Origin of the sequence: Anaerovibrio lipolyticus LB2005, from assembly GCF_000621545.1 — a bacterium.
In the GTDB taxonomy this organism is placed as follows: domain Bacteria; phylum Bacillota; class Negativicutes; order Selenomonadales; family Selenomonadaceae; genus Anaerovibrio; species Anaerovibrio lipolyticus_A.
The window spans coordinates 226,122-251,780 of record NZ_JHYA01000003.1 but is presented as its reverse complement, the minus strand read 5'-3'; the positions used below and the strand labels follow the sequence as shown (position 1 = coordinate 251,780).

Here is a 25,659-nt window from a genome sequence, read left to right as displayed (position 1 = left end):
CGCTGGTGCCGATTATCTCCCCTATGGGGCTTCTCCATCAACACAACGGGTGTCAAACTACATTATCCTCTTTTTCCTCTTTATCGTCCTGATCTTCTGGAGCTTTATTTTTATTTTTAACACTTTCCTGGGCCTTGGTCCAACACTTCTGATAATGGTCCAGCTCCCTGGTAATGGCCTTAAAGGCCTGCCAGCCCACGTCGTTGTGGTTTTGCAGCAAATGCTTGAACTGCATTCTCGGAATGTGCAAAATCTGACATTCCTCCACAGCCTCCAGCAAAAACGAGGACGGTACCCCCAGCACCACCTGTGGATTTAGAAGCTGTCCTTCCTCCACCTCATCCAGAGGCTTCATCCACTCGTCATCCCCCTTGCTGAAACGGGCCACCCTGCCTGTCAGCAACACCAGCATAGCTGTCTGGTTCACATTTTCATTAAGGATAACGTCATCCTTTTGGTAGGAAGTCACCCAGCAGGAATCCAGAAGAGAGCGAATCTGGGTTTTATTCAAGCTAAGCAGAAGCGGGGTTTCGCTGAGAAGTCCCACGTTGTACTCCAGCTCATTGGCTTCCATGGTAACGGTCTCAGCAACACTGAATTCTTCCATTCTGCTGTAGGTAATCATCGGATGGTGGAACAAATTGTGAGGGGTCCAATGCTTGTCTATCAAAAGTGGCCAGCTCAGCAGGAACATATACTCTTCGTTACTGATGCGGAAAATGTATATACGCAGCAGCTTTCCCTTCCGCAAATCGAAGGGACGGCGACGGTCCGCCTCAGCAATGCGGTGCATGGTGTCCATCAAATCATTTGGATCCAGGGAATCCGCCGCCCTGAACACGGGCTGGATGGTATTGGAATTCAAAATAATTCGCCACAGCTTGCCGTTGCCGAAATAATAATTGGTCCTCAGATAAGGGTCGCTCATAACCTCATCACGGAGAAAGCCCAAATAGGACACAGGAGCAATTCTGCCCCCTACCCGGAAAATGGCCTGAACAGCAGCTCTGGAGTGCTGGCCCTTTTCATTTAGGACCTTCAACTCCTCCTCATCCACAGTCACAATATCCTTTATATTATTGCCATATATCTTCCGAAGCTCCTCCATCATGGTGGAGCTTACATTCCCCACACGGTATCGAGGCTTGGAAGTAGTTGAAATAATATCCATGACACAGAGACTCCTTCTCTAAACTTTGAATCCTTTCTAATAATTTTATCGAAATCTCCCATTTAATATTAACATCAACCCTATATATTTACTAGCAAATATATAGGACAAATAACCGATTTTCGAAAATCAAAAAGGAAAATCCCCTTAAATTGGTAATCCCCTAAGAGGATACCGCCCGTAAACAGCATCTTCTTAGGGGATTACTCGCCGCTTTTGTGCACTGAAGTAATTATACAATCCCATTTGTAAAGCATAACTACTTGTATGTGCTTTATTTGACCTTATAATCGTATTTTTACAGCCAAAGCATAAGTCCTATAACAAAAATTTAATAGCTTTTTAATGCATTTTAAAGGCAAGGCCCCTTCAATTGACCTTGCCTTTGTTTTTCAGCTATTTTAATTTAAATTTTTCATTTAGGTCGTTTGCTGTCTGAAGTTATCACCCACAAATAATGCTCCGACAACACGTTCAGCAGCTGATGCTCCTGATCGTCGGAAAGACAGCTATATGGGTCCATTTCGTAGTTGCCATAAATCAGAGGTACACGCTTCACCTGAAGGCCACAGGAGTTAATAAACTTCACCGCCTCCTCAGGACTCTTAAAGAGGTTCTTTCCTATATCATCTCTGGAAACCACATCGTAAAGCTCCATGGTTTCATCCATTATGGCATCCCCATGACCCGGGTACAGGGCCTCCGCCACATTCCAGCCATATTCCTTAAAGCTAAAATCCGTAGTAATAAGACAACCACCCTTGGCATCTAAAATCTTTTTAATATTTTCAAGGGCCTTCTTCTTTTCCCCATTGCCCAAAAACATCCAAAGACCTTCTGAAACCATGCACATAGGGGCCTTGATATCCTGGACAGCCTGCTGCATTTCCGCCTCACTGGTTACCCCCGCCATCTTGTAATGGAGGAATTTCTTCTCCTGGGGAGTCAGATAGGAAGTAAGCTTTCTCATATCCCTTACCACCGAGGCAAAATCACAGCCCGTGTAATTTTTTCCCCGCTCACACATATAAATTCCCCTTGGGGAATAACCACAGCCCAGCTCCATTATTTCCGTATAGCCGTTGGCCAGACAATACAGATTAAGGGCATCGTAGTTTATCCGCCGAAGGGTCTGATTCATGTTATTTATGCGCTTAAAATCCGGCAAACTGCTGTCCACAGCAATAGTACGATTGCCGATTAGCTTCAAAATGGTAGCTGCATCCTCATTGCCGGCCCCGGCCAACCAATCAAGATTCAGATATGCCGTATCAGACACGGCATAGGTGTTTTCCTCCATTTCCACCGTTTCGGCCTTATCCAATGCTTCTGCCGCCATTACATGATTAGTCCCCAAGGAAAGGCAAAGACCTCCCCACACCATGGAAACGGCCAAAAGCAGGAGCTTACATTTTTTCATATACAACCCCATCCCTTTTAAGGTGCTCTCTCTCCATTGTTCCGATTTTTCTTCTTACTGCTTCGGGAACATACCAAAGGCAAACATGGTCATTGCCACAGAACCCATGGTAAATACCCTGTTTACTGCCACACCGTCATCGCCATCTGCCGCCCCAAGGGTATAGAGTAGCGGCCAATAATGGTCAACCGTTGGAACCGCATACTCAGAATTTGGACCAATTTCCCAATTAAGAGCCCTATCCTCGTGGTGGTACTCAACAGCACGGCAAATGTAGTTGTTAAAGGCAATAGCCTCCTGAGTGCCCTCACGATTTCTGAGGGCCGCCTTATCAGCTGTATAGCCTACCTTTTCTGGATCATATACAATATTGCCGCTGCCGAAAATAAGATAGCCTTCGCTGCGAAGCTGGACAAGGGCTTTGCCCAAATCATAGCAGTCCTGGGCAGTGAAGCTTTTATTTACAGACAGCTGTACCACAGGAACATCTGCCTTTGGAAACATGTGAACCAGCACAGACCAGGTCCCGTGGTCAATACCCCAGTCATCATTAACAGACACCTTGTCCCCCAACAGCTCCTGCACCCGCTGAGTCAAATCACCGCATCCCGTTACGGGATAGGCAACCTGGGAAAGCTCCTCCGGGAACCCCTGAAAATCGTATTCCTGCTTTGGCTGAGGGGCACTCTGAATATAAGTACCCTCTGTAAACCAATGGGCAGAAATAGCCAATATTGCCTTAGGCCTGCCAAATATTCTAAGGACAGATTCTCCTACAGCCCGCATCCCTGCGGTAATGTCATTCAAATCCAGAGCTGTCATGGGGCTTCCATGTCCGGAAAAAATGACCGGCATCCTTATCTCATCCATAAATATTCTCCTTGAAATCTCTATACAACCATTCCAATTATTAAGTATATCACAAAAATTTCTAAAGTTCCCTTAAAAATCAAAGCACATCCACAATAGCCCTCATAAGCCTATTAATATCCACCGGCTTACTTATGTGATTCTGCATACCAGCCTCCCTGCAGTTGCGAACATCCTCCTCGTAGGCATCTGCGGACATGGCGATTATTGGCACAACGCCTGCATCAGGGCGATGAAGCATGCGAATCTTTCTGGTGGCAGTAAGTCCGTCCATAACCGGCATCCTTAAATCCATGAGAATCAGCTTATAATGGGATGGCTCACTGGCGCTATATATCTCCACAGCCTCCTGACCATTATGGGCCCAATCAATCATATTGGCCCCATAATCTGCCAGCATAAGCTGAGCCAGCTCTGCGTTGATTTCATTATCCTCCACCAATAATATAGGCGTATCCCGCAATACATTCTTGGATATTGCCTCTATGTTATTTGCATTAGGCTGTCCCTCAGCAGCCACTACCCTTGCATCCTCTCTGACGGTTTTTATAGGCACGCTAAAAATAAAGGTAGTACCTTCTCCCAGCTTACTTTCTACTTCTATTGTTCCTCCCATCATGTTGATGAACTTATGTACCAGGGAAAGTCCCAATCCAGTCCCTCGGGCGTTGACTGTCTCTGCACGATTTTCCTGGCTGAAAACCTCAAACATATGCTGTTGGAATTCCTCACTCATGCCAATGCCGTCATCCTGGACTATTTCCACAAGGCTGGACTTATCCCCTTCTACCTGGACATGAACATCCCATACCACATGACCACCTGCTGGGGTGTATTTCACCGCGTTGCTGAGAAGATTCATGGCCAATTGCTGTAAACGGAGACGGTCAGAATATACTATTACACCATCATCCACATGAAGATCAGCCTTAAAATCAATGTGGTGATTATTGGCATTCATGGTAATGGCATCCTTGATAATGTTAAACAGCTCATGAGGCACTATTCTATCCTCACGAAGCTCCATCTTGCCACTGGACAGCTTGGACAGGTCAAGAACATCATTTACCAGGGCCAGCATCAGCTTACTGGAGCTGTCAATACGCTCCAGATATTGCTGGATTTCATTCATATCATGAGAACCACGGGCCAATCTTGTATATCCCAAAATACCATTTAACGGCGTGCGCATATCATGGCTCATGGTGGACAGGAAGCTGCTCTCTGCCTTACGGGCCTGCTCTGAAGCATCCAAAGCAGCCTGCTTAGCGTTAAGCTCAGCTATGACTCTGCTCTGGTGGTTTTTATACATGGTATAGCCAACCATGCCAATAATAGCAGCAAACAGTGCAAATAATATCAATATCAGTCTGGCTGGTATTGAACGGATATAGTCCATAACGGTCTGATCAGTATACAGGTTTTTGCTGAGGATATTGGTAATATTAATTTTACCACCCTGGACAGTCTTGCTAAGAATAGAATTCAGGACGGAATTACCTGGCATGAGCTGACCGCTGAACTCGGTCCCCAGATCATCCACGCCTTCTACCGTAAAGTTTCCGGAACCATGCTTTGCCGTCAGCCAGTTCAGCTGTGCCATATTACAATATATCGCATCCACCTTATGGGAGCTCATGGCTTCATAGCATTCCTCAATGGTTGGGAAGGAAATAAGCTCCATATTTGGTGCCCCTTCCCTTATGGCATTTTCCACATTTGGCGGTACCATACCCACAAAAGCGGCTGTATGGATTTCTGCCACATCAGAACGTCGCAAGCATAAAATGCTAAGAGTAAAATATGTCTTTGTTATGGCCAGGCCAATATTCTCACTGCCAATTATGTCCTGAGAGGTCACGCCATAAACATCTACCTCTCCCTCTTTAAGAGCCCTGGCTATCTCTTCACGATCGTTAAAAACAACAAACTCCACCTGCCAATTTAATTCATGAGCTATCTGCTTATACAGGTCAGGTGCTACACCACGGATATCCCCATTGCTGTCCACATAGGAAATAGGTGGATTCATTCCATGGACTGCCACCTTCAGCACCGGATGATTGGCAATATATTCTTTTTCCTCAACAGAAAGAGGTATACTATCCTGATAATGGAAATGACGGTATTTATCGTAGAGCTTTTCAGGATAGCGCACATCCTCGTAGAGAATCCTGCTCATGGCAGCATCCACCTTATTTTTCAAAGCCATCTGGTCCTTTGAAAAAATAGGATAATAGGTAGTTGCAACAATATTAAAGGAAGCCCGATAATTGTTGGTCAGCTTCGACCCATAGGTCACAATTCCATCCAACTCTCCGTTATCCATAGCCTCTTGCAGTTCATCATCGTTGTCATAGGTCTTAAAAATTGGATGAATATCGTTCTTGCTGGCCCACTCCCTGGCCCGATCATACATAATGGATGATTTCACTACACCCAAAACCTTGCCATTGTATTCGGTGGGATTGCCATAGCTGAATCGTGGGTCATCGTCACGCACCCTAATGCTGGCCTGACTGGTAAATAATCCATGGCTGCCAAATAAAAACCTCTCAAGTCTTTCAGGATTAGGTGAAATACCGAGGGCCATCTGTATGTCCCCATCATCTAGTCCCTTGAACATTTCAACATTGTCCTTATATGGATGAAAAATTGGCTTAAGATTGGCATACTGGGCAATTTTATACATAAATTCTGCGTCAAAGCCGTAGTACACCCCTGAATCCGTAGTCATGGCTACACCAGACTGCAAAACAACGCCCACATGAACTGGCTCCCGGGTATCGGGAATCTCGTCCGCATACAGCACATGGGAAGGAAGCAGCACAAAAACCATAAGTGCCGCTATTAATATTCGCATAATGTAAAATTTATTATTTCGCATCAAAGGTAGCCTCCTTTGCGCTGACAATTATTCATATTTCATGATTAATTTTTCAAGGCAACAATCAATAGTATTTTAGAGTATACTTCGACACCAACCCGGTGAATCCTTTTTTTCTGTATTTAATATCAAGGACAGACAAAATATTTTTGATATATTTTTGTTTTTGCTATTGATAACCATTCTCATATATGCTATACTTTTCTTGTAATTGAGAAAGGATATCAAATAGCCAAGGGGGTGATTTCCATGAATAAATCAATTTACAATAATTATGAACATCAGATGGCATATCACTGTGCCCCTACCATTAAGGGAATTAAGTGTGGCAGTATGGTGGCTTTTACAGTTGATTCTGATAACTCCTTCCGGAATTTTCTGGAAAGTCACGCCAAATGCTTCCAGTGCCACGGGTTAGCATACCTCCAGCTTTCACGGCAAAGGAATCACACCCTGATGTTTTTTTACAGGCCACAGCTCCTGACCCGCCTTCTTCGTCGCCCCCTGGCTATAGATATTCTAAAAAGCTTTGATTATCCTGTGGAAAAGAGAATTGATGAGGCTACTCTCCCTGCCCTGCTGGAGCACCTTAAAAACCGCATCGCTAATTGTGAGGGTTTTCCCCATGAAATCGGTATTTTTTTGGGATATCCGCCGGCAGATGTACAGGCCTTCATTGATAATAAGGGACAGAATTTCCTCTACAGCGGTTTTTGGAAGGTGTACACCAATGAAGCCGCCCAAAAGCACCTTTTCCAGTGCTACAACGATTGTATAAATGCCATGTGTGACCGACTCAGGGCCGGGGAAAGCCTTTTGGAGGTCATGGGTGCCGCATAAATTGGATAATATCTTTAAGTTAGCTTATTTATTTAATGTTTACATAGGAGTTGATAGTTTATGAAAATTGCTGTTGTTTACTGGTCCGGGACCGGAAATACCAAGGCCATGGCTGAGTCCATGCTGGATGGGGCCAAGGCTGCTGGGGCTGAAACAGACATTTATTCCGTTGACCAGTTCAGCGCTGACAAAATGGATGGCTATGATGGCTTCCTTTTTGGATGCTCTGCCATGGGCTGTGAGGTACTTGAGGAGGCTGAATTTGAGCCATTCTTCCAGGAGGCTGAAAATAAAATCGCCAATATCCCCGTAGGACTCTTTGGTTCCTATGGCTGGGGCTCCGGGGAATGGCTTCAGGACTGGCATCAGCGCTGCAAAGAGCACGGGGCAAAGGTATACAAGGATGGGGTTATGATAAACAACACCCCTGATGCCGACGGTCTTAAGGAATGCCAGGATTTCGCCCAGAGCTTTGTAAAAGAAAACTTCTGATACATCTTTATCTTCTAACCATTCTATAATTTTTAAGCCTTACTAAGAGAAAAAGCTGTGACCTAAAATATTATTAGGACGCAGCTCTTTTTCTATGTTACAATATTCGTATGATGTTTTTTTGGTAATTTTTGCAAGAAAAGAGTGATAAATATGAGCATGGAAATGGAATTCATCAGGGTCCTCCCTTCACCTCAAAGTCTGATGGAGGATTACCCTATCAAAAAGAAATACAAGGAAATAAAGATGGAACGTGATGAAACCATCAAGAATATCTTTTCCGGCGAGGACCATCGTCTGGCCCTTATTATCGGACCGTGCTCCAGTGACAACGAGGATGCTGTAGTGGATTATGTATCCCGTTTGGCAAAGCTCCAGGAAAAAATCAAGGACAAGATTTTCATCGTACCACGTCTGTACACCAATAAGCCCCGCACCATCGGCGTGGGCTACAAGGGTATGCTGCATCAGCCTTCTCCTGAGGGAGAGGAGGACATGCTGGAGGGTATTATTGCCATCCGCAAGCTAAATGTCCGTGTCATTGAAGAAACAGGCCTTACAGGCGCAGAGGAAATCCTTTACCCTGAGGTATTCCGCTATCTCTCCGATCTTTTATGCTATGCAGCAGTTGGTGCCCGTTCCAGTGAGGACCAGCTCCACCGCATGATTGCCAGTGGCGTTGGTATCCCGGTGGGCCTAAAAAATCCTACCAGCGGCGATTTGTCCGTTATGCTGAACTCTGTGGCAGCTGCCCAGCATTCCCAGGAATTCCTTTTCCGTGGCTGGGAGGTTCGCACCAAAGGTAATGCCTTCGCCCACTCCATTCTCCGCGGATATGTAGATGCCGCCGGAAACAGCCTGCCAAACTACCACTATGAAACCTTGACCAAGGTCATAAAGATGTACGAGGAACGGGGTCTGGAAAATCCAGCCATCGTGGTGGACACCAACCATGCCAACTCCGGCAAGAAATATCTGGAGCAGATACGCATTGCCAAGGATATTATTAATTCCCGCAATCTTAACCCTGATATCAAAAATATCGTAAAGGGACTTATGATAGAAAGCTATATTGAGGACGGCTGTCAGAAGGTGGATGGCGGCGTATACGGCAAATCCATTACAGACCCATGTCTGGGATGGGAAAAGACTGAACGCCTGCTACTGGATTTGGCAGATATGCTTTAATTTATAAAAAACGCTTAATAATTTTAATGGAGGGACTTTCTATGCAGACTGCGGTAAATATGCTGACCATCGCCCAGGGTGTATGGTCAAAATCTCTGGAAACAGCCAAGGTAATTGTAGATGCCACTTCCGGTGCCGGCAAGGACACATTATATCTTGCCCAGCACAAAAAGCCATATGCCCATATTTACGCCTTTGATGTTCAGCCAACAGCCATGCTGAAAACCAAGAAAACCACCGAGGAATTCAAGGATGGCATCACCTATGTACTGGACAGTCATGAAAATATCAGCCAGGTGGTAAATGAAAAGCTGGATCTGGTAGTATTTAATTTAGGCTACCTCCCTGGTGGAGACCACTCCATTACCACTGTACCAAAGGTAACTGTCAAGGCAGTGGAAAATTCCATGAAGCAGCTGGCAGTAAACGGTGTTATTTCCATCATGGTTTATCCCGGCCACCCTGCCGGCAAGGAAGAAAGCGTACACCTGATGATTCTGTTGGAGGAGCTGCCAAAGGATGAGTATTCCGTAGTAAAATCCCAGCTCACCAACCACGACTCCACTGCACCTTATCTGTATTTGATTGAAAAGGTGAAGTAAGTGCATTTACTTTGCTTGAAATATACTATATCTGATGATATACTTTAATCAGCCAAAAAGAGATTAGTGTAGCTATAGCACACAAAAACGAACCCCTGAAGAGCGGCCACTCTTCAGGGGTTCTTCTCATCTTTTCAACTGGTTATAAATTGAATCTGCGTTTGTTTCTCTCTGTTTTTCTTCTTGTATAACAAAAGCACCCCCGTTCATGATAATTATAACATGAGCGAGGGCGCTTGTTCTATTTGTCTACAGTCCAAGGCGTGCCAAAGCACGCCTTGTATTTATTCAAGTAATAAACTCCCGTCTATATTTATTGTTCATCTGGAAGTAACTCTTTAATCAATTCCTCCTGATAAGCAGCATCATTTGTTGCGCGTTCTAAATCATCATAACGATTTGCTGATAATAGTATCTGATTTAGGCGATTTACTATGCTTTTTCCTTCGCTTTTCCCTTCAATTAGTCCTTCCATTTTACTCACTTTTTTCTCTTTCTCTATTTCCAAAGCCAAAGTCATGTACTCTCGCCTCCATTCTTCGCGTTTTTTCGCCACGACCACCTCGCTGTCAATTTCCTTGGTAAAATCGTCAGCTGGTGCGTGGCCATCCATATAATCGAGGAAAATCTTAAGTGGTCCGGCTATATCATCAGCCTCACCCTTGGTGCTGAGGAACATTTTTGTGGTCCCATCCTCAAGCTCGATGCCGTGATTTTCCACGCATAAATTCCTAAAGGTGTATTTGTGGAGCTTTCCACTAAATACCTCAAAGGTGCAGATGAAAATAACAAATGTATTATTCAGAGTTTCGTAATCCTGCCCCTTTTCCAACAAATCAATGTCTATCAAGGCCTGATAATATCTGGCCCGTTTTACCAGTTCCTCCATATCCTTGCTGGTCTGCATCTCGATATTATAGATCGTCCCCTTGTCATCATTGACATACACATCCATGCGGATACTCTTGCTGTCCAGACGGACATCGATGGTCTTTTCCTCCTCCGGATAGGAAATATCCCTGATATCGATATTTAGCAACCGCTCAAGGGTCTGCTTGCAAATACGCTTATTGCGCATTATCTTCTGAAAAATAAAATTATCCTGTATGGTCAGTTCATCATAAGATTTCATGGGCAAACTTGCACCTCATTCTTGTTTAGATTATAGCATAACCAATTATTGATGCGCATCCTCAATATCATCATTATGCATATATAAGTATATTACAGCTTTCCTAATTTTTCAATGAAATTTTAGTAATATACTTTATATTGTTTTGAATTCGCATATAATCTACAAATAAATGCAAGAATCCATAATGTGGATTTCTACTTTATCCCAAAGTGGTATCCAGAACCATCATCAGTGAAAAGCCTACGGCGAACATGATGGTACCTATGTTGGAGTGTTCACCCTCGGACATTTCGGGGATTATTTCCTCCACCACCACATACAGCATAGCCCCGGCGGCAAAGCTCAGCAAAAATGGCAACACCGGGATAATGATACTGGCAAATATAATTGTCAAGGCAGCTCCCACTGGCTCCACCACACCGGAAAGAACACCGTATACAAAGGCTCTGGCCTTTGACAGCCCCTCTGCCCTAAGTGGCATGGAGATAATGGCTCCTTCGGGGAAATTTTGGATGGCAATACCCACAGACAGGGCTATAGCCGCCCCCAAGGTGATGTCAGCTGCCCCGTTGTACCAGCTTGCATATAAAACGCCTACTGCCATGCCCTCAGGAATGTTATGAAGAACCACTGCCAGCACCATCATTGTAGATTTGGCAGCCTTGCATTTCATGCCCTCACTTTCGTCGCTGTTTAAATGCTGATGGGGAATCAGATAGTCCAACAGCAACAGAAACAGTATTCCCGCCCAAAAGCCCGTTACAGCAGGAATACAGCTTAGCACATCTCCCCAGCTGTCAATGGCCTGCTCCATGGAAGGAATCAAGAGGCTCCACACAGAAGCTGCCACCATTATACCCGCCGCAAATCCCAGCAAGCCCCGCTGCACCAGAGGATTTAGCTGTTCCTTCATAAAAAATACACAGCCTGCTCCCAGACTTGTGCCCAAAAATGGAATCAGGAGACCCTGTATTATTTCAACTGACATTATTTCACCTCTTTTAAGAAAAGCAGAGCCAATAACCATGACTCTGCTTTTTTGTTACTTCATATAGTTTTTTTAAAACCTACACATAAAAAATTAAAAGGTTTCCACCAGATTGAAGCCCTTGCCCAAAAGGAAGGTGGCTGTTTCCGGCTCGTTGGTTTTAAATACGGCCACTGGCTTGCCGGTGGAACGGTCAAAGGAAATGTAGAGGTAACAGATATCAATATTTGCTCCATCCACGGAGGACAAAATCTTGTCCAGATACCCCGGCACATCCTCCATGGTTACTGCAATAACCTTGTCCAGACGGCACTGGTAACCGGCATCCTTCAGGGCCTTGATGGCCTCATCAGGTCTGTCCACTATAAGGCGGATAATACCAAACTCAGCACTGTCATTAGCCAGCATGGTATAAATGTTTATATTTGACTTGGCGAGAACAGAGGTAATCTTTACCAATCCCCCCTGCTTGTTTTCCGTGAAAAGAGAAATCTGTTGTAGCATACTTAAACCTCCTACTAAACGAGTCTCATTTAACAAACTCTACCCATAACTATAGCAAATATGTGTAAAGTTGTAAACCAAAAACCGCCATATTAGTCATCTGTCTCCACAGGTGTTCTGCCCTGACGCAGCTTATCCAGCTCGATACCAGGCAGGCTAAAGCCTCTGCCCAGCACCTCATTGGCGGAAACAATCAGCATAAAGGCAGCTCTGTCCACCGTATTTACAATGGCTTTTATCTTGGCAATCTGGGTAGTTTTCACCACCACAAAGACAATATCCCGCTCGGCCTGACTATAAGCGCCCTGACCGTGGATAAAGGTAACTCCCCTACCAACTTCATAGATAATACCATCAGCAATTTCCCTGGACTTGTTGGACACGATAAGAATGGCCTTTCTGTGGTTAATACCAGCAATAACCTTATCTGTTATATTGGCTGCCACAAACATACCAATAAGGGTGAACATAGCCTGGGTAACGCCAAAGAGGGCTCCAGCCACCACCATCAGCATGCAGTTAAAGGAAAAAATCACCACACCCATATCGAAGGAATAGTATTTCTTCACAATGGCACCGATAATATCAAAGCCACCGGTACTGGCATTATTTCTAAAGACAATACCATATCCGATACCACACAAAACGCCTCCAAAAATCGCAGACAGCATATGATCAGGCACCAGATGGAAGTCATTCATAAATTTTGTAAGGTCCAGACAGAAGGAAAACACCATGGTTCCCACAAAAACATCCATAAGATAGCGTTTCCCCAAGAAAAAATAGGCGGCTATCAAAAGTGGGATATTATATAGAAGGGACTGTATACCCAGAGGAAAACCAAAGGAGAACAGCATAATCATGGAAATACCCGTAACGCCTCCTGTCAAAAGGTGCGCCGGCACATAACAGGCATTGATGCCCACACTGGCGATAAAACAGCCCAGAACAATCAAAGCGTACTTTAAAATATTTCTCTTTACATGATACTTTCTCATAAAGTTTTTCATGCGTAAAAAAGCCTCCCAAGGAATCCCATATTCAAATTTAGAAATTATAGCTGCAGCTCAGCACATAGGTGCGGCCCTCCATTGGATAGCCATAGATTTCGCTGTAGTCTTTATCAAATAGATTATACACCGTAAAGTTGGCGCTTGTCTGCTTATCAAATTCTTTTGTAATAGAAATATTGTGTACAGCATAGCCTCCCAGCTCTGCCACCTTGGTCTCCATTGGAGCAGCTGACGGATAACCGGCAACAGCCTTCTGGCTGCCCACATAGTTCATATCATACTGGAAGGTCCAGCTGTCCCTATGGAATTTATAGCCCAGGGAAAGCATGTGGCGAGGACGATAATCCAGCTCGTCAGATAAAGCTACCTTATCATAGTTCTTGGTCCCATCCTTTGAAGTATGCTGGTTAGTGTAGTTGAGATAAACAGAGGAATAATCGTCAAATTTATAGCTGTTTTCCCACTCAAAGCCCCAAACCTTCACTCCATTCAGCATATAAACATTGAATGGCTTAGTGTGGAGAAAGTTAATAAAGGAGCTGAAATTCTGATAGTACAAGGACACCTTGGTATCGTACTTGTCACTGAAGCTGTGGGCCACAGACAAATCATAGCCCCAACCCTTTTCCGGGCGCAATTCTGCATCCTTATTATGGTTCCCCATAGCAGGTGGAAGTTGCATACCCTGATAATACCAATAGAACTCCGCCATGGAAGGGCTGCGCCAAATGCGATTAATGGAAAAGCTGGTAGTGGTCTTTTCATCATTTTTCACAGTGGCAGTCAGCTTTGGAGAAAACCCACTATCACTGTAGGATTTTACGGCTGTGGCTCTGGCATCATCCCGATCAGCCCGCATGGTATCATAACGAAGGCCATATTCCAAGGTCCAGCGCTTGTCCATGGTCCAGGTGTCTCCCACATAGAGGCCCCAAACATCAGCCTTTTGGGAAGGATAAAGGTCATTGCCCGAACCCTTATTACCGTTATACCAACCATAGCCATAACGGAGGCGGGTGTACTCACCGCCAAAGGCCAGCTCGTGCTTGTCATCCAGCACCTGGGTACCACGATAAATATAACCGGAAGACTTGTCACTGGAATTATGGCGATCGTAGGAATCAGCACCTGCTATTTTTACCTCGTGGAGGTCCTCGTTATTTTTCCAGTAGGTAAGTAGGTCACTACCGCTATCTCTCTTAGACTCATAAGAAATATCAAAACGGTTACCAGTAGCAATGGTATGGCTACCATCTTTTGGAGCTGCGCCATTGTCATTACCAAAGGCATCATTAAAGAGAGTAGTAGGATAATAAGGATTATATCCCGGCTGTCCTGGAATATTCTGAACCACACGGCCCACATGGGTGCGGTTATGCTGGAAATTCACCTTTAAGGTGTCAGTTTTGCTGAAATGGTATCCCAGACTCAAGCCAAAGAGCTTGTTGCCATAATCAGCATTTCTGAGGTAAGCATCCTGGGATTCAAAGAAATAGTTAATGCCAAAATCAAGATTTTCAGCAGAGCCCTTATAGTTGAAGGCTGTCTGGCGAAGTCTTCTGCTGCCAATGGCAAACTTCAGCTGTCCACCGTTGGTGCGCTTGGTGATAATATTGATTACACCGCCATCGGTCTGGCCGTACTTAAAGGACTTAGCACCCTTAATAATCTCAATTTTCTCAATCATATCCATTGGCATGGCGTCCCAGCTGAAATAGCTGCCGCCCATTACACCGGAATTTTTCTGGGGTACACCATCCACCAATACAAGAAAACGACGGCTGTCATGGCCACGGAGCTTAACACTCTGGTCCTCGGCACCACCTACAGGCCTTTCCTGAATCTGAATGCCCGCTGTACCACGCAGCAGCTCAGGCACTGATTTAACCTCGCCCTTATAATCCTTCAAATCTATGATGGTATCCACATGATTATCAGTCGTCTCATCACCATATACCACCACTTCTTCATCGCCGTAATTCGCTACCTCCGCGGCAAATGCACTGCCAGTAACCAGACTAAGGCACAACAACCCACTTAAAATCTTCCACTTGCTCATTTCCTTGCTCCTTCAAGTTGCATCATTTCTAAAATGCAATTATTTCCTATTTAAATAACTCATGGTGAGAAAAGGCCATTTTCAACTGCTTTACGATAAACGGAATCAGCAAAAGCTGTATCAAAATACCAGGTGCTCCTGCTGCAATACCGCCCCACACATAAGCTATTGGCTCTGCCTTAATCTGCAGCATTTCCCCAAATAACAGCAAAACCAATACAATCATAGCACGACCGCAGATAATGGCCCCCAGCATGGCCAGCCATGGATTCAGCTTACGGCTCAAAAGCCCGGAAACCAGGCCGTACACTCCCAGCTCTGCCACCATCATTGGCAGCATAGGCATCAATGGAGGCATCCCCGTCAAAAAGCTGCTGATAATTGGTGTAACCACACCTATGATAAGTCCATATACAGGGCCTAAAATCAGACCACCCAAAAACACGGGAATATGCATGGGGGATAAAATCCTGGCCACGGGCCCAAAAGCATGAAAAGCTATGGGCAAAAGCACACCTAATGCCACAAAAAATCCCGCAAACACCGTCTTTTTTGTACTCATAATAACTCCTTTTTCTATACTGACCGGCGTTTAAAACCTATCAAAAATAGTATAGTTTTATTTTATCCGTTATAATTTCCCAGATACCCTATTATTTTGCCATTAAATAACCCTATATAGCAAGCAATATCTGGCTAATTTGCTAATATTCGCCATAAAAAATCCACCACCTAATAGGTAGGTAGTGGACTTTTCACCTTATGGCAGTCTTATGCCATGATATCAATGTTCTGACCAACGCCGGTCATAGCTGCCACTTCAGCAGCACCCATTGCATCCAGCATTCCATCCATCATTTCAGTCTGGGTATCCATGGCCATTTTCATTACAGCTGTGCCAATATTCATTGCATCCTCTTGCTGATGCATTTCTACTGACATAGAAGCAATGCTCATTATATCCATAGGATTCACTCCCCTTTCTTGTATATACGCCAATTCACTGCAGCAGCCACTGAGGTTAGTACAGTACAAACTATGAGCATGATGTCAGCTCCACCTCGCACCATTGCTTCGGCAACATTCAGCACTGTAAGAACACCAAACAAAATAGCAGCCTTTCTGTGAAACATTGGCGTCTTGCCTTCATCTCTGTAGGCTTTGAAAATCAGGAAAAAGACCACCAGGGATGCCACAAGAATAATAATTGATAAATAAATTGGATCCATCAACGTGAACCTCCAAGCAATACCAAAAATAACATCGGTATTATATCATATACTATATCGTCATTTCCAGTTAAAAAATTCACACCATTAATGTCATTTAAGAAATATCATTTAAGCTTTTTCATCAGTTCCTTGGCCTGCTGATTTTCAGGTTCCAGCATAAGCACCTTGTCAATATCCGCCTTGGCCTCAGCCTTCATACCCATAGTGTTGTAGACAATCCCACGATAAAGGTAGGCCATTACATAATTACCAGTCATATCAATAACCTTTGTAAAATCAGCCACCGCGGCTTCATTTTGTCCCAGATATGCTTCGGCCACAGCCTTATTCATAATAAACTGGTATGTATTTCCACCGTCCAGCTCGATGGCCTTGTTGAAAAGCTCCAAAGCCTTATCCGGCTGCTGCATCTCCAAATAAAGACACCCCTTGTCATAATGTGCCAAAGGATTATCTGGATTTAGCTCAATTATTTTTTCAAAATCCGGCAGGGCCTTATCATATTCTCCCATATCCCTGTGAAGCATGGCCCGTGACTGGTACCCCACCTCATAATCCGGAGCCAGCTCAATACATTTGTCAAAATCACGTAATGCCTCATCAGAGCTGCCTACCTTGCGATTGGCCAGGCCTCTGGCATTGTAAGCCAGGGCATTATCCGGCTGTAGCTCAACAGCCTTGTTGAAATCTGCCATGGCATCCTCATACTGCTTTGACTCCATGGACAAGTAGCCTCTATTTATATAGGCACTGGCATTTTTCGGATCCGCCTTAATGGCACTGTCAAAATCGCTACGGGCCGCGGTGAATTTCCCCTGCTCCACAAACAGCATGCCACGGTTCAAATAGGCCGTCACGCAATTTGGGTCCAGCTCCAAGGCCTTGTTGTAATCAAGGTTGGCCGCAGAGGCATCCGGTATTTTAGAGTAAATAATGGCCCGGTTTACATAGGTCGCTGCAGAAGGGGCCTTCTCCACGGCCAGACTCATGGCCTTAACCGCTTCATTTTCCCGCCCCGTATCGAAATACAGCTTTCCCAATATGGTAATTGCATCCACATAATCAGGATACAGCTCCAAAGCGTGATTGAAATTTTCCTCTGCTCCTGCAAAATCATTTTCCATATAGAGGAAGCTGCCCTTTACATAGTAGGCATCAGGAAGATTAGGATCGTAGCTGAGAGCAGTGTTCAGATCTGCCTCTGCCCCTTCCCTGTCCCCAAGTATGAATTTGGTTCTGGCACGGCTGGTATATACCACAGCCCACCCACTGTTTTCACTCAGCACATGGTTATAAGCCTCCATAGCACGTCCGTAGTCACGCTTTTCCATAAAGGAATTTCCCAGCTCATACACCTGAGAATCTGTAAGGCCACTAAAATCCTCTGCCGCCAGAGCAAAGGCAGGCGTCATCAAAAAGGCAGCTGCCATTAAAGGAGCTATAACCTTTCTGCCCATTTTCTTACTTATATTTTTAACTATTTTTTTGCCTATATTCTTACTTAACTTATTAAGATTTCTCATAATGGATTTCACAAATTCCTCTCTTTAATAATAATGCTAGTTATAATAATGCTCTTTCATTCTACCACCAGCCCCTTTTCCCCACAATTAGAACTTTATTAGAAATACATTAATTGGAAATTTTTCTTTCCAATTATAAAGAAAAAATTGAACATTTGCGTTATAATTAAGAAAAGATTTATTTATTGAGGAGATAAGGCATGAACATAAATAATGTTAGTAAAACAAGCCGCATAACCATTGTCTCGGCAGTTTTCCTGCTAAGTATGCTGGTACTGAGCCTTGTCATAAACGGCATTTGGAGACAGCAGACCACCCAGGAACAGACACTGGCCAAACAAAATATTCAAAACCGTGTCAGCGAGATAAAATACGCAATTAACGAATGCTGTGGCATTACTGAAACCATGAATCTCATTTTACAGCAAAATGCTGAAGGAACCATGGAAGACTTCAACAATGTGGCCAGACACATTATGAAGGACCGGAAATATATTTCCTGCCTCCAGCTGGCACCTATGGGAACTGTAACCTCCATTTACCCTATGGAGGGCTACGAGGGTGATCTCATAAACCTTTTTGAGGAAAAGCATTACGGCTCCTTAGCTGCCTACAGTAAAAATACAGGCACCATGACTCTCCAGGGTCCTTTTGAAATCCAGCACAAGGAAATCGGCATGGAGCTGCGGGAACCTGTATACGTCCGTGACAGTAACGGAATAAAACAATTCTGGGGCTTCGCCATTGCCATAATTAAGGTGCCGGATGTATTCCAGATTTCCACCGACAACTTAAAAACCTTTGGCTATGATTATACCCTATACAAAACCAACCCCTTCGACGAAGAAATGCGCCCTATCTCCTCCTCCAAAGGAATGCTGGAGGACCCTGTAGTGGCGGATTTTGATGCTGCCGGGGTATCCTGGAGATTGGCCATTGCCCCTGAGGAAGGCTGGATCCACCCTTCTGTTTTACTTCCTTATGCCTTATTTGGTCTGTTTTTGGTGCTGCTGCTCACCCTGCTCACCTACATGGTGCTGCTTTTGGCAGAGGACAGAGCCCTGTTTTCCAATATCTCCCTCAGGGATCAGCTGACCGGACTCTACAATGTCCGCTGTTTTGAGGAGGATATGGCTACTCTGGTCCGCACCAACAAGCTACACGGTATTTTCTATATTGATGTAAACAAGTTCAAGCACATTAATGACACCTATGGCCATAGAGCCGGGGATGATGTGCTGAAGGAAGTGGCCTTAAGGATGAAGGGTGCCTGCGAATTCAATGTTTACCGCTTAGGCGGCGATGAATTTGCCATTCTGGTAAATCAGGACATAAAAAAGAGCGCCTATGAAACCATAACAGCTAAAATGACCAAGGCCTTTAATCGCTCCATTGTCAGCGGGTCCAATAATATGATGGTCAGCATCAGTATAGGCTATGCCTTCTACCCTGATGACGGAACAGATCCACAGCAGCTGAGGGAAATTGCCGACCAGCGTATGTATAACATGAAGGAAGCCTATCATGCTGAAATGGAATAAATTACATAGCCCAAAATTATTGTCAGACAATTCAAAATATTGTTGCAAAGTTTTTCCATCCGTAATATAATATACACAAATAGAGAGGTACTTGATGTTTGCACCGTCAGCGCTTTGACATATTAGAAACGGTTTCCCAGCTGACGTTGATGCGCCGATATTCATTAATCTCACTTAGTTATCTGGTAGTAGATTTGTCTGGTAGTAGATGTTAGTGACAGTGGATTGTGTGGTAGCGTTAGTACCCGAATATTAATCAATGCTTCACTCCCGATTGGGATGTCCGACGACGTCAGGTACCTCTTTTCTATACTAAGAGAGATGTAGTAAGTAGTTGATTGAAGCCGATGTTGTGTGTGTAGTGGCCATCTGAAAAGGTGGCCTTTTAATTTTGCAAAATCCAAACTTGATAGTATAATGTTATATAGTGAACTTGAAGGGAGAATTATATTATGTTTAAGCGTTTTTTTGCTATTGCTGTGGCCGCCCTGGCCCTCTTTTGCGGCAGCCAGGCTTTGGCTCCAAATAATACACAGGCCCATGAGGTGCTGGTGTACGGTGACGACAATACCATGCACTACCTTGAGACTGAAACCGTCCGCAAGGCCGGAGGTTCCTATTATGCGTGGATAAAAATTGCCATAAAGAACAAATCCTTTGAAAATGCCCGTTTCCGTTTTACCCCTGAGTTGGATGATACCGTAACCGTATCCATCTGGACTGTGCTTCCTCCTGTAGTTGAGGACGTAGATGATACTGTGGCAGAGGCAATGGCAAAGGCTGAAAAGAAAAAGCTGGAGAAGGCTGCCAAGACTCCGCAGGTGATTTATCCAGATCCTCTTACGATGGCAAATGTTCAGCCAGGAGACCGTCAGGGCTGGGTTGAAATCGGTGAAACTAGCTACAGCCAGGCCTATGAAAACTACTGGACCACTGTGCAGTTCTATTGTGAGCACCCTGAATTGGCCAAACCATTGGCCGGCGCCAATAAGACCACGAAATAATGTCAAAAAATAAAAGCAGTGATATGACGGGCTACATCAGCCTTTAATATCACTGCTTTTTTACTGTGCTATCTGAACACCTTAGCCATACCCCGCATTAATTCCCTTATATCGATTGGCTTCGATAAGTGGCCATCCATCCCCGCCTTAAAGGCTTCCTTTCTGTCCTCTTCAAAGGCGTTGGCGGTCATGGCTACAATCGGAATATGCGCCTTTTTTTCATCCGCTAACCCACGTATAGCCCGAGTGGCCTCATAGCCGTTCATTCTTGGCATTTGCACATCCATAAGGATCAAATCATAATAGTTTCCATCTGTATTTTCCAGCATGGCCACGCATTCCTGACCATCCTTGGCATGTTCCACCGTCATACCAGCCAAAGACAAAATCTCCAGGGCAATTTCGGCATTAATCTCATTATCCTCAGCCAGCAAAACCCGTTTCCCCACAAATACACCAGGGTCAACCTCCATATGCTCACTCACTGAATATCCTTCATCGGGCTTTTGCCCCAAGCGGTGTGGCATATCTACAATAAAGGTTGTACCCTCACCCTTTTTGCTCTTTACCTCAATTTTGCCACCTAAAAAATCCGTCAGCCGCTTTACAATGGACATTCCTAAGCCAGTTCCCTCAATTTTATTGCTGGTGGTATTGTTTTCCCTGGTAAAGGAGTCAAAAATATGAGGTAAAAATTCCTCACTCATACCGATTCCCGTATCGCTAATCGTGGTTCTATACCAAGCCCAACCAAGCTTTTCATGAGGCAGCTCCTCCAGCTTCATATGAACTGAACCACCTGGCTTAGTGTATTTGTAGCTATTGGACAAAATATTCAGGAATATATCACGTAGCTTATCCCCATCACCAAAGAAATATTGGTGATAAACAACCATTTCCTGGGTAAACTTGATATTCTTCTTGTCCATCATTGGCTTTATAATTGAATACAGGCCATCATTAAACTGATCAGTATTCCATAGTATCTCATCCAGCTTCAATACGCCCTTTTCTATACGGGCCATTTCCAATACATTATTTATGATTGATATCAGTACCTTACAGGCATCGTCCATCTTGTCCAGATAATACTGGCGCTTTTCCGGGTCCTCCTGCTCCCGTTCCAGCAGCTCCCTATACCCCGTAATGGCATTCATCGGAGTCCTGATATCATGGGACATGTTGAACAAGAAGGAGGTCTTGGCCTGATTGGCTGACTCAGCCTCATAGCGGGCCAGTTCGGCTTCTTCCTGGGCCTTACGCAATACCTCCTGCTTTTCCTGCTCCCGGCGTATAAGGTCCGTTACATCACGAAAGCCACATATTACCTTTCGCTTGTCCCCATCCTTGTTAAGCCACAAATATGTTCCCTGAACATATTGTATAGCCCCATTTTCTTTTTGGAACTTATATCTGATACGATATACGTCATTTTTCTTTAGCTCAATAACTATATGGAAAACCCGACTACCACGATACACCCGGTCCCGATCTTCCTCTGCCACATGCTTGCTGACATATTCCTTGAGGAAATTGTCATAATTATGGGCACCCTTTTCATAGGACTGGATAAAGGTATCATTTATCATATTATCCCGTAACAGCCATATTTGATTATGGAAAATATCGATAATACCTACCGTCAGAAACTCCTGGGAAAAGACCTCATATATGGTTTTTTGCAGCTCCAGATTTTTCTGTGCTGTAATATCCGTCAAAAGGCCGATAGAATGCATCGCTTTGCCATCAGACCCGATAATGCGCTTGGCCGCGGCCCGTATCCATACAATGGACCGATCCTTTTTATACATGCGAAATTCCACATCATAGGTTGAATCAGAATGTACATCATTTTCCAACAGGTCCATGGCATGGCCCACATTCTCCAAATCCTCAGCCACAATACGATTATAAAAGCTCTGTAGCGTTTGAGGAAACTCCTCATCACTGTCATAGCCCAAGAGCTCCCGATAAGCATCATTCCAGCTTACTGATACCCGTCTTCCATGCTCATCATATTCGAGGCGGAACCTGGCCGTTTCATAAATGGCCGCTATAGGACCAAACTGTTTTAAATCATTCTCCAATTTTTGGGAAGCTTCCAAACGATGCATAGCTTGCTCATAAGCCATACGGTTTTCCACTAGCGCTGATATATCAAAAATTGTGCCATGCATAATAAAAGGGATACCATCATCGTTTTTAGTGACCGTACCAGTAGCATTCACCGTCATATAGCTGCCATCCTGTTTTTTTAGGCGAAATTCCGTATCAAAGGAACTGACCTCGCCTCTAATGGTGGCACCTGTTGCATCTAACATTTTCTGTCTGTCATCTGGATGCACTATTTCCAGCATGATGTCAAAGGTTCCTGGAAAATCAATTTGGTCATAGCCCAGCATCTGTCGTAATTCTTCGGAAAAAGTAGCTTTTTCCACGCGGGCATTTTCATCCAATTCTCCATACCATGTTCCGGAACGCATTTTCACTATACTGCTTGAATCTTTCTTCATAATAAACCCGCCTTAAAAACTACAAAAATAATTACAAAAATCGTTTTTCCCAACACTTCAATGGTGTATTATTCTTCATTAACAATGAAAATTCCTCTATCTATCACCACATTCATTAACAGTTAAAATATTTTAAAAATATTTCCTAATAACGCTTACAATTTAATAGAAATTCATTTATAATAATCATAAGAATAAATTATAACGACGAATTATCACATAAAAAGGACTGGTATATGACATGAAATATCTGTCCATAAAAAATACACGTAAAAGGCTAAAAAATTATACCAGAAGCTGCTATTTTCTGGTTACTTTTTTGTGCCTTTTTTTAGTACAGATCTGTGTTCCTGAAACCAACAATACCTGTCTATCTACCGGCAGCACTGCTTCTGCTGCCCAGATTCCACATTTGCACACTTCAAAAATAGTTAGAGTGGGCTATGTGGAAAGCCGAAACTTTATGGAGGGCATGGATGATAATGCTGTAAAATCAGGACTTGCCTACGATTATCTCCAAAAGGTTTCCTACTATACCAACTGGGATTACGACTACGTATATGGTGACTGGAACACTATGCTCCAAAAGCTCTACAATGGGGAAATTGACGTTATGGCAGGAGTATCCAAGACTCCCGAACGTATGGAAAAGCTGCTTTTCCCTGATTATTCCATGGGGCTGGAAAATTATTACATTTACGTTTATTCCGATAGTCCTTTGGCCTCCAAAGGGATTGCCGGCCTTATGAACCGTACCATCAGTGTCAACCGCAATACTGTTATGGAGGACATGCTGCACCAGTGGAATAATGATGGAAACCATCAAGTTAACATTGTCACCTACAGTGGCAATGATTCCCGTTACAGGGATTTCGACTCCCGCAAAACAGATGCCACGGTGGATACCGATAACAATGTAAATCGTGACAATTACATGGTTCCTATTACCAGAATTGGACAGACCGAATATTATTTGGCCTTTAACCATCGCAGACCTGATCTGGTACAGGAGCTTAATTCTGCCCTTAGTAAAATCACCTCCACAGATCCATATTTTACAAAAAAGCTATCCAATACCTATTTTTCTGAGCTGGCCGTCAGCGGTAAACTCCAGGAAGATGAAATTATCTGGCTTAGGGAGCATCCCGTAATAACCGTTGGCTATCTGGACGACTATCTGCCATTTTCTGACACAAATGCGGAAGGACAAGTATACGGTATCATCACAGATTTGCTTAATGAGATTTGCAAAAAAATAAGAATAAAGGATGATGTGAGGTTTCAATTTACCTCATATAAAACCTATGAGGCCTTAGTTGCTTCTCTTCAGGCCGGTACCATCGATATGGCTTTTCCTATTAATTATGATGTGGCCCGGGCCGAGGAGAACAATATATTCCTGACCACAGAGGTTATTTCTACCCCTATGTATCTCGTATACAAGGGAGATTATTCACATCTTCAGCTGAGACGTTTGGCCGCCAAGCAGGGCAATTCCATTGCTGATATTTATATTCGCAGTCATTTCCCTGATTCGGAAATCCTGTATTATGATAAAATTGATGACATGCTGGAGGCTGTAAAAAATGGTGATGTGGATGGCTGTATCCTGAACCAGTTCCGTAAAGACGGTTTCCTCATCCATCCAAGCTACAGTATGCTTCAGACTGCTCCAATGAGGGATTACAGCAGTCGTTGTTTTGCAGTAAAACGGGGCAACAATGAGCTTTTATCAATACTTAATCGGGGAATTACCAATCTGCCTTCAGATTTTGGTTTTACCTCCACCTATACCTACACCAGCCAAATGACCTCCATGACCCTTAAGGATTTTATTTTACAGCACTTTATTCTTTTTACAATAATAGTTGGCATTATTGTTGCCACCGTAAGTGGACTTCTGGCTTATATATATCTCATCCACAAAAATCGTGCCCAAATGGAATATATTGCCCATCACGACGGGCTTACGGGACTTTTCAACCGACGCAGCTTTAACGATGATGTTGATAATATGAACTCGGAGCTTAAAGAAAAAAATGTAATTGTTGTAGCCATGGATCTTAATGGTTTGAAAAAAGCCAACGATGAGCAGGGGCACGAGGCTGGTGATGAGCTCATTATTGGTGCCGCAGATTGTATGAAGAAGGTGCTGAACCCTTACGGCAACGTCTACAGGGTTGGTGGCGATGAATTTATGGCCATTTTGTACCATGATATTGATGATTGGCCAGATATTCTGCAGCGTCTTAAGGAATCATTTAACGGATGGTCCGGTAAGCTCGTAAAGAACCTGTCTGTAGCCATTGGTTATGCCAATAATCATGAAGGCTCTTATAATAGTCTTAACGATATGGTTTCCGTTGCAGACCAGGAAATGTATAAGGACAAGGCTGCTTATTACTACAGAGCGGGTATTGACAGACGCAAGCGGTGAATAGGGAGGTAGGTTTACAATTTAGGGTGTTTCATTAAGTATACAGTATTTTAAGTTAATGGTTGTTTACACAAACTGTATTTTAATATATAATGCTCTAAAGAAATAATGTTATTCTGCTAATGTTGTTTCTAGGTGGATATATGGATTCAATTATATCCCCCATAACCCCTCTCTCGATTTGCTCTTCCCCAGAGCATTTCACCCATGGCCGCCGACACTACCCCTTATGGTGTTAGC

The 25,659-nt window shown here is 43.9% G+C and carries 21 protein-coding genes; 7 read left to right on the top strand and 14 right to left on the bottom strand.

Features of this window, described 5'->3' with window-relative positions:
• Positions 1 to 52: 52 nt before the first annotated feature.
• The 4 genes from T355_RS0104245 to T355_RS0104230 form a co-directional block, all read right to left on the bottom strand.
• Positions 53 to 1,171 (bottom strand): cyclic nucleotide-binding domain-containing protein, encoded by a 1,119-nt coding sequence (locus T355_RS0104245; RefSeq protein WP_027396663.1) that lies wholly within the window; start codon positions 1,169 to 1,171, stop codon positions 53 to 55.
• A gap of 415 nt (positions 1,172 to 1,586) precedes the next feature.
• Complete coding sequence (locus T355_RS0104240; RefSeq protein ID WP_027396662.1) at positions 1,587 to 2,591, bottom strand: hypothetical protein; 1,005 nt, start codon at positions 2,589 to 2,591, stop codon at positions 1,587 to 1,589.
• Between the two features lie 54 nt (positions 2,592 to 2,645).
• A complete protein-coding gene (locus tag T355_RS0104235; protein WP_027396661.1) occupies positions 2,646 to 3,461 on the bottom strand; it encodes a dioxygenase in 816 nt (271 codons plus the stop codon).
• A 79-nt stretch (positions 3,462 to 3,540) separates the two neighbouring features.
• Positions 3,541 to 6,348 (bottom strand): ATP-binding protein, encoded by a 2,808-nt coding sequence (locus T355_RS0104230; protein WP_027396660.1) that lies wholly within the window; start codon positions 6,346 to 6,348, stop codon positions 3,541 to 3,543.
• 249 nt (positions 6,349 to 6,597) lie between these two features.
• On the opposite strand from T355_RS0104230, the gene T355_RS0104225 reads away from it, so the two are divergent.
• The 4 genes from T355_RS0104225 (at position 6,598) to T355_RS0104210 (ending at position 9,470) form a co-directional block, all read left to right on the top strand.
• Positions 6,598 to 7,188, top strand: coding sequence for a DUF3793 family protein (locus tag T355_RS0104225; protein ID WP_027396659.1), 591 nt, complete (start codon positions 6,598 to 6,600; stop codon positions 7,186 to 7,188).
• A gap of 60 nt (positions 7,189 to 7,248) precedes the next feature.
• Positions 7,249 to 7,680 (top strand): flavodoxin, encoded by a 432-nt coding sequence (locus T355_RS0104220; protein WP_027396658.1) that lies wholly within the window; start codon positions 7,249 to 7,251, stop codon positions 7,678 to 7,680.
• A gap of 153 nt (positions 7,681 to 7,833) precedes the next feature.
• Positions 7,834 to 8,868 carry a 3-deoxy-7-phosphoheptulonate synthase gene (locus T355_RS0104215; RefSeq protein ID WP_027396657.1) on the top strand — a complete coding sequence of 345 codons (1,035 nt, stop codon included), beginning with the start codon at positions 7,834 to 7,836 and terminating at the stop codon, positions 8,866 to 8,868.
• 41 nt (positions 8,869 to 8,909) lie between these two features.
• Entirely contained in the window at positions 8,910 to 9,470 is a 561-nt protein-coding gene (locus tag T355_RS0104210; protein WP_027396656.1) for a tRNA (mnm(5)s(2)U34)-methyltransferase, read from the top strand.
• Between the two features lie 313 nt (positions 9,471 to 9,783).
• On the opposite strand, the gene T355_RS0104205 is transcribed toward T355_RS0104210, so the two are convergent.
• From T355_RS0104205 to T355_RS0104165, 9 genes are all read right to left on the bottom strand, one after another.
• Positions 9,784 to 10,602, bottom strand: a complete 819-nt coding sequence (locus T355_RS0104205) for an Rpn family recombination-promoting nuclease/putative transposase (RefSeq protein ID WP_037329788.1) — start codon at positions 10,600 to 10,602, stop codon at positions 9,784 to 9,786.
• 202 nt (positions 10,603 to 10,804) lie between these two features.
• Entirely contained in the window at positions 10,805 to 11,593 is a 789-nt protein-coding gene (locus T355_RS0104200; RefSeq protein WP_027396654.1) for a ZIP family metal transporter, read from the bottom strand.
• A gap of 93 nt (positions 11,594 to 11,686) precedes the next feature.
• A complete protein-coding gene (locus tag T355_RS0104195) occupies positions 11,687 to 12,097 on the bottom strand; it encodes an amino acid-binding protein (RefSeq protein WP_027396653.1) in 411 nt (136 codons plus the stop codon).
• Positions 12,098 to 12,189: 92 nt separating this feature from the next.
• Positions 12,190 to 13,107, bottom strand: coding sequence for a YitT family protein (locus tag T355_RS0104190; protein WP_231482973.1), 918 nt, complete (start codon positions 13,105 to 13,107; stop codon positions 12,190 to 12,192).
• Between the two features lie 37 nt (positions 13,108 to 13,144).
• Positions 13,145 to 15,169 carry a TonB-dependent receptor gene (locus T355_RS0104185; RefSeq protein WP_027396651.1) on the bottom strand — a complete coding sequence of 675 codons (2,025 nt, stop codon included), beginning with the start codon at positions 15,167 to 15,169 and terminating at the stop codon, positions 13,145 to 13,147.
• Positions 15,170 to 15,215: 46 nt separating this feature from the next.
• A complete protein-coding gene (locus tag T355_RS0104180; protein WP_027396650.1) occupies positions 15,216 to 15,731 on the bottom strand; it encodes an ECF transporter S component in 516 nt (171 codons plus the stop codon).
• Between the two features lie 209 nt (positions 15,732 to 15,940).
• Positions 15,941 to 16,135 (bottom strand): YjfB family protein, encoded by a 195-nt coding sequence (locus T355_RS0104175; protein ID WP_027396649.1) that lies wholly within the window; start codon positions 16,133 to 16,135, stop codon positions 15,941 to 15,943.
• A 5-nt stretch (positions 16,136 to 16,140) separates the two neighbouring features.
• The gene (locus tag T355_RS0104170) at positions 16,141 to 16,398 is read right to left on the bottom strand and encodes a hypothetical protein (protein ID WP_027396648.1); all 258 of its coding nucleotides are present in this window, start codon (positions 16,396 to 16,398) and stop codon (positions 16,141 to 16,143) included.
• A 107-nt stretch (positions 16,399 to 16,505) separates the two neighbouring features.
• Positions 16,506 to 17,936: a tetratricopeptide repeat protein gene (locus T355_RS0104165; RefSeq protein WP_027396647.1), complete on the bottom strand. Its 1,431-nt coding sequence runs from the start codon at positions 17,934 to 17,936 to the stop codon at positions 16,506 to 16,508.
• A 188-nt stretch (positions 17,937 to 18,124) separates the two neighbouring features.
• On the opposite strand from T355_RS0104165, the gene T355_RS0104160 reads away from it, so the two are divergent.
• Both T355_RS0104160 and T355_RS0104155 read left to right on the top strand, forming a co-directional pair.
• The gene (locus tag T355_RS0104160) at positions 18,125 to 19,465 is read left to right on the top strand and encodes a diguanylate cyclase domain-containing protein (RefSeq protein WP_027396646.1); all 1,341 of its coding nucleotides are present in this window, start codon (positions 18,125 to 18,127) and stop codon (positions 19,463 to 19,465) included.
• 452 nt (positions 19,466 to 19,917) lie between these two features.
• Positions 19,918 to 20,469, top strand: coding sequence for a hypothetical protein (locus T355_RS0104155; RefSeq protein ID WP_027396645.1), 552 nt, complete (start codon positions 19,918 to 19,920; stop codon positions 20,467 to 20,469).
• 68 nt (positions 20,470 to 20,537) lie between these two features.
• On the opposite strand, the gene T355_RS14660 is transcribed toward T355_RS0104155, so the two are convergent.
• The gene (locus T355_RS14660; protein WP_051555369.1) at positions 20,538 to 22,982 is read right to left on the bottom strand and encodes a PAS domain-containing hybrid sensor histidine kinase/response regulator; all 2,445 of its coding nucleotides are present in this window, start codon (positions 22,980 to 22,982) and stop codon (positions 20,538 to 20,540) included.
• 319 nt (positions 22,983 to 23,301) lie between these two features.
• Between T355_RS14660 and T355_RS0104145 the strand changes: the two genes are divergently transcribed.
• Positions 23,302 to 25,419, top strand: coding sequence for a transporter substrate-binding domain-containing protein (locus tag T355_RS0104145; protein WP_197019551.1), 2,118 nt, complete (start codon positions 23,302 to 23,304; stop codon positions 25,417 to 25,419).
• Positions 25,420 to 25,659 lie beyond the last annotated feature (240 nt).

Coding starts and splice junctions, on each gene's coding strand:
- T355_RS0104245 (WP_027396663.1), bottom strand. CDS start 1,171: ATGGATATTATTTCAACTACTTCCAAGCCTCGATACCGTGTGGGGAAT.
- T355_RS0104240 (WP_027396662.1), bottom strand. CDS start 2,591: ATGAAAAAATGTAAGCTCCTGCTTTTGGCCGTTTCCATGGTGTGGGGA.
- T355_RS0104235 (WP_027396661.1), bottom strand. CDS start 3,461: ATGGATGAGATAAGGATGCCGGTCATTTTTTCCGGACATGGAAGCCCC.
- T355_RS0104230 (WP_027396660.1), bottom strand. CDS start 6,348: ATGCGAAATAATAAATTTTACATTATGCGAATATTAATAGCGGCACTT.
- T355_RS0104225 (WP_027396659.1), top strand. CDS start 6,598: ATGAATAAATCAATTTACAATAATTATGAACATCAGATGGCATATCAC.
- T355_RS0104220 (WP_027396658.1), top strand. CDS start 7,249: ATGAAAATTGCTGTTGTTTACTGGTCCGGGACCGGAAATACCAAGGCC.
- T355_RS0104215 (WP_027396657.1), top strand. CDS start 7,834: ATGAGCATGGAAATGGAATTCATCAGGGTCCTCCCTTCACCTCAAAGT.
- T355_RS0104210 (WP_027396656.1), top strand. CDS start 8,910: ATGCAGACTGCGGTAAATATGCTGACCATCGCCCAGGGTGTATGGTCA.
- T355_RS0104205 (WP_037329788.1), bottom strand. CDS start 10,602: ATGAAATCTTATGATGAACTGACCATACAGGATAATTTTATTTTTCAG.
- T355_RS0104200 (WP_027396654.1), bottom strand. CDS start 11,593: ATGTCAGTTGAAATAATACAGGGTCTCCTGATTCCATTTTTGGGCACA.
- T355_RS0104195 (WP_027396653.1), bottom strand. CDS start 12,097: ATGCTACAACAGATTTCTCTTTTCACGGAAAACAAGCAGGGGGGATTG.
- T355_RS0104190 (WP_231482973.1), bottom strand. CDS start 13,107: ATGAAAAACTTTATGAGAAAGTATCATGTAAAGAGAAATATTTTAAAG.
- T355_RS0104185 (WP_027396651.1), bottom strand. CDS start 15,169: ATGAGCAAGTGGAAGATTTTAAGTGGGTTGTTGTGCCTTAGTCTGGTT.
- T355_RS0104180 (WP_027396650.1), bottom strand. CDS start 15,731: ATGAGTACAAAAAAGACGGTGTTTGCGGGATTTTTTGTGGCATTAGGT.
- T355_RS0104175 (WP_027396649.1), bottom strand. CDS start 16,135: ATGGATATAATGAGCATTGCTTCTATGTCAGTAGAAATGCATCAGCAA.
- T355_RS0104170 (WP_027396648.1), bottom strand. CDS start 16,398: ATGGATCCAATTTATTTATCAATTATTATTCTTGTGGCATCCCTGGTG.
- T355_RS0104160 (WP_027396646.1), top strand. CDS start 18,125: ATGAACATAAATAATGTTAGTAAAACAAGCCGCATAACCATTGTCTCG.
- T355_RS0104155 (WP_027396645.1), top strand. CDS start 19,918: ATGTTTAAGCGTTTTTTTGCTATTGCTGTGGCCGCCCTGGCCCTCTTT.
- T355_RS14660 (WP_051555369.1), bottom strand. CDS start 22,982: ATGAAGAAAGATTCAAGCAGTATAGTGAAAATGCGTTCCGGAACATGG.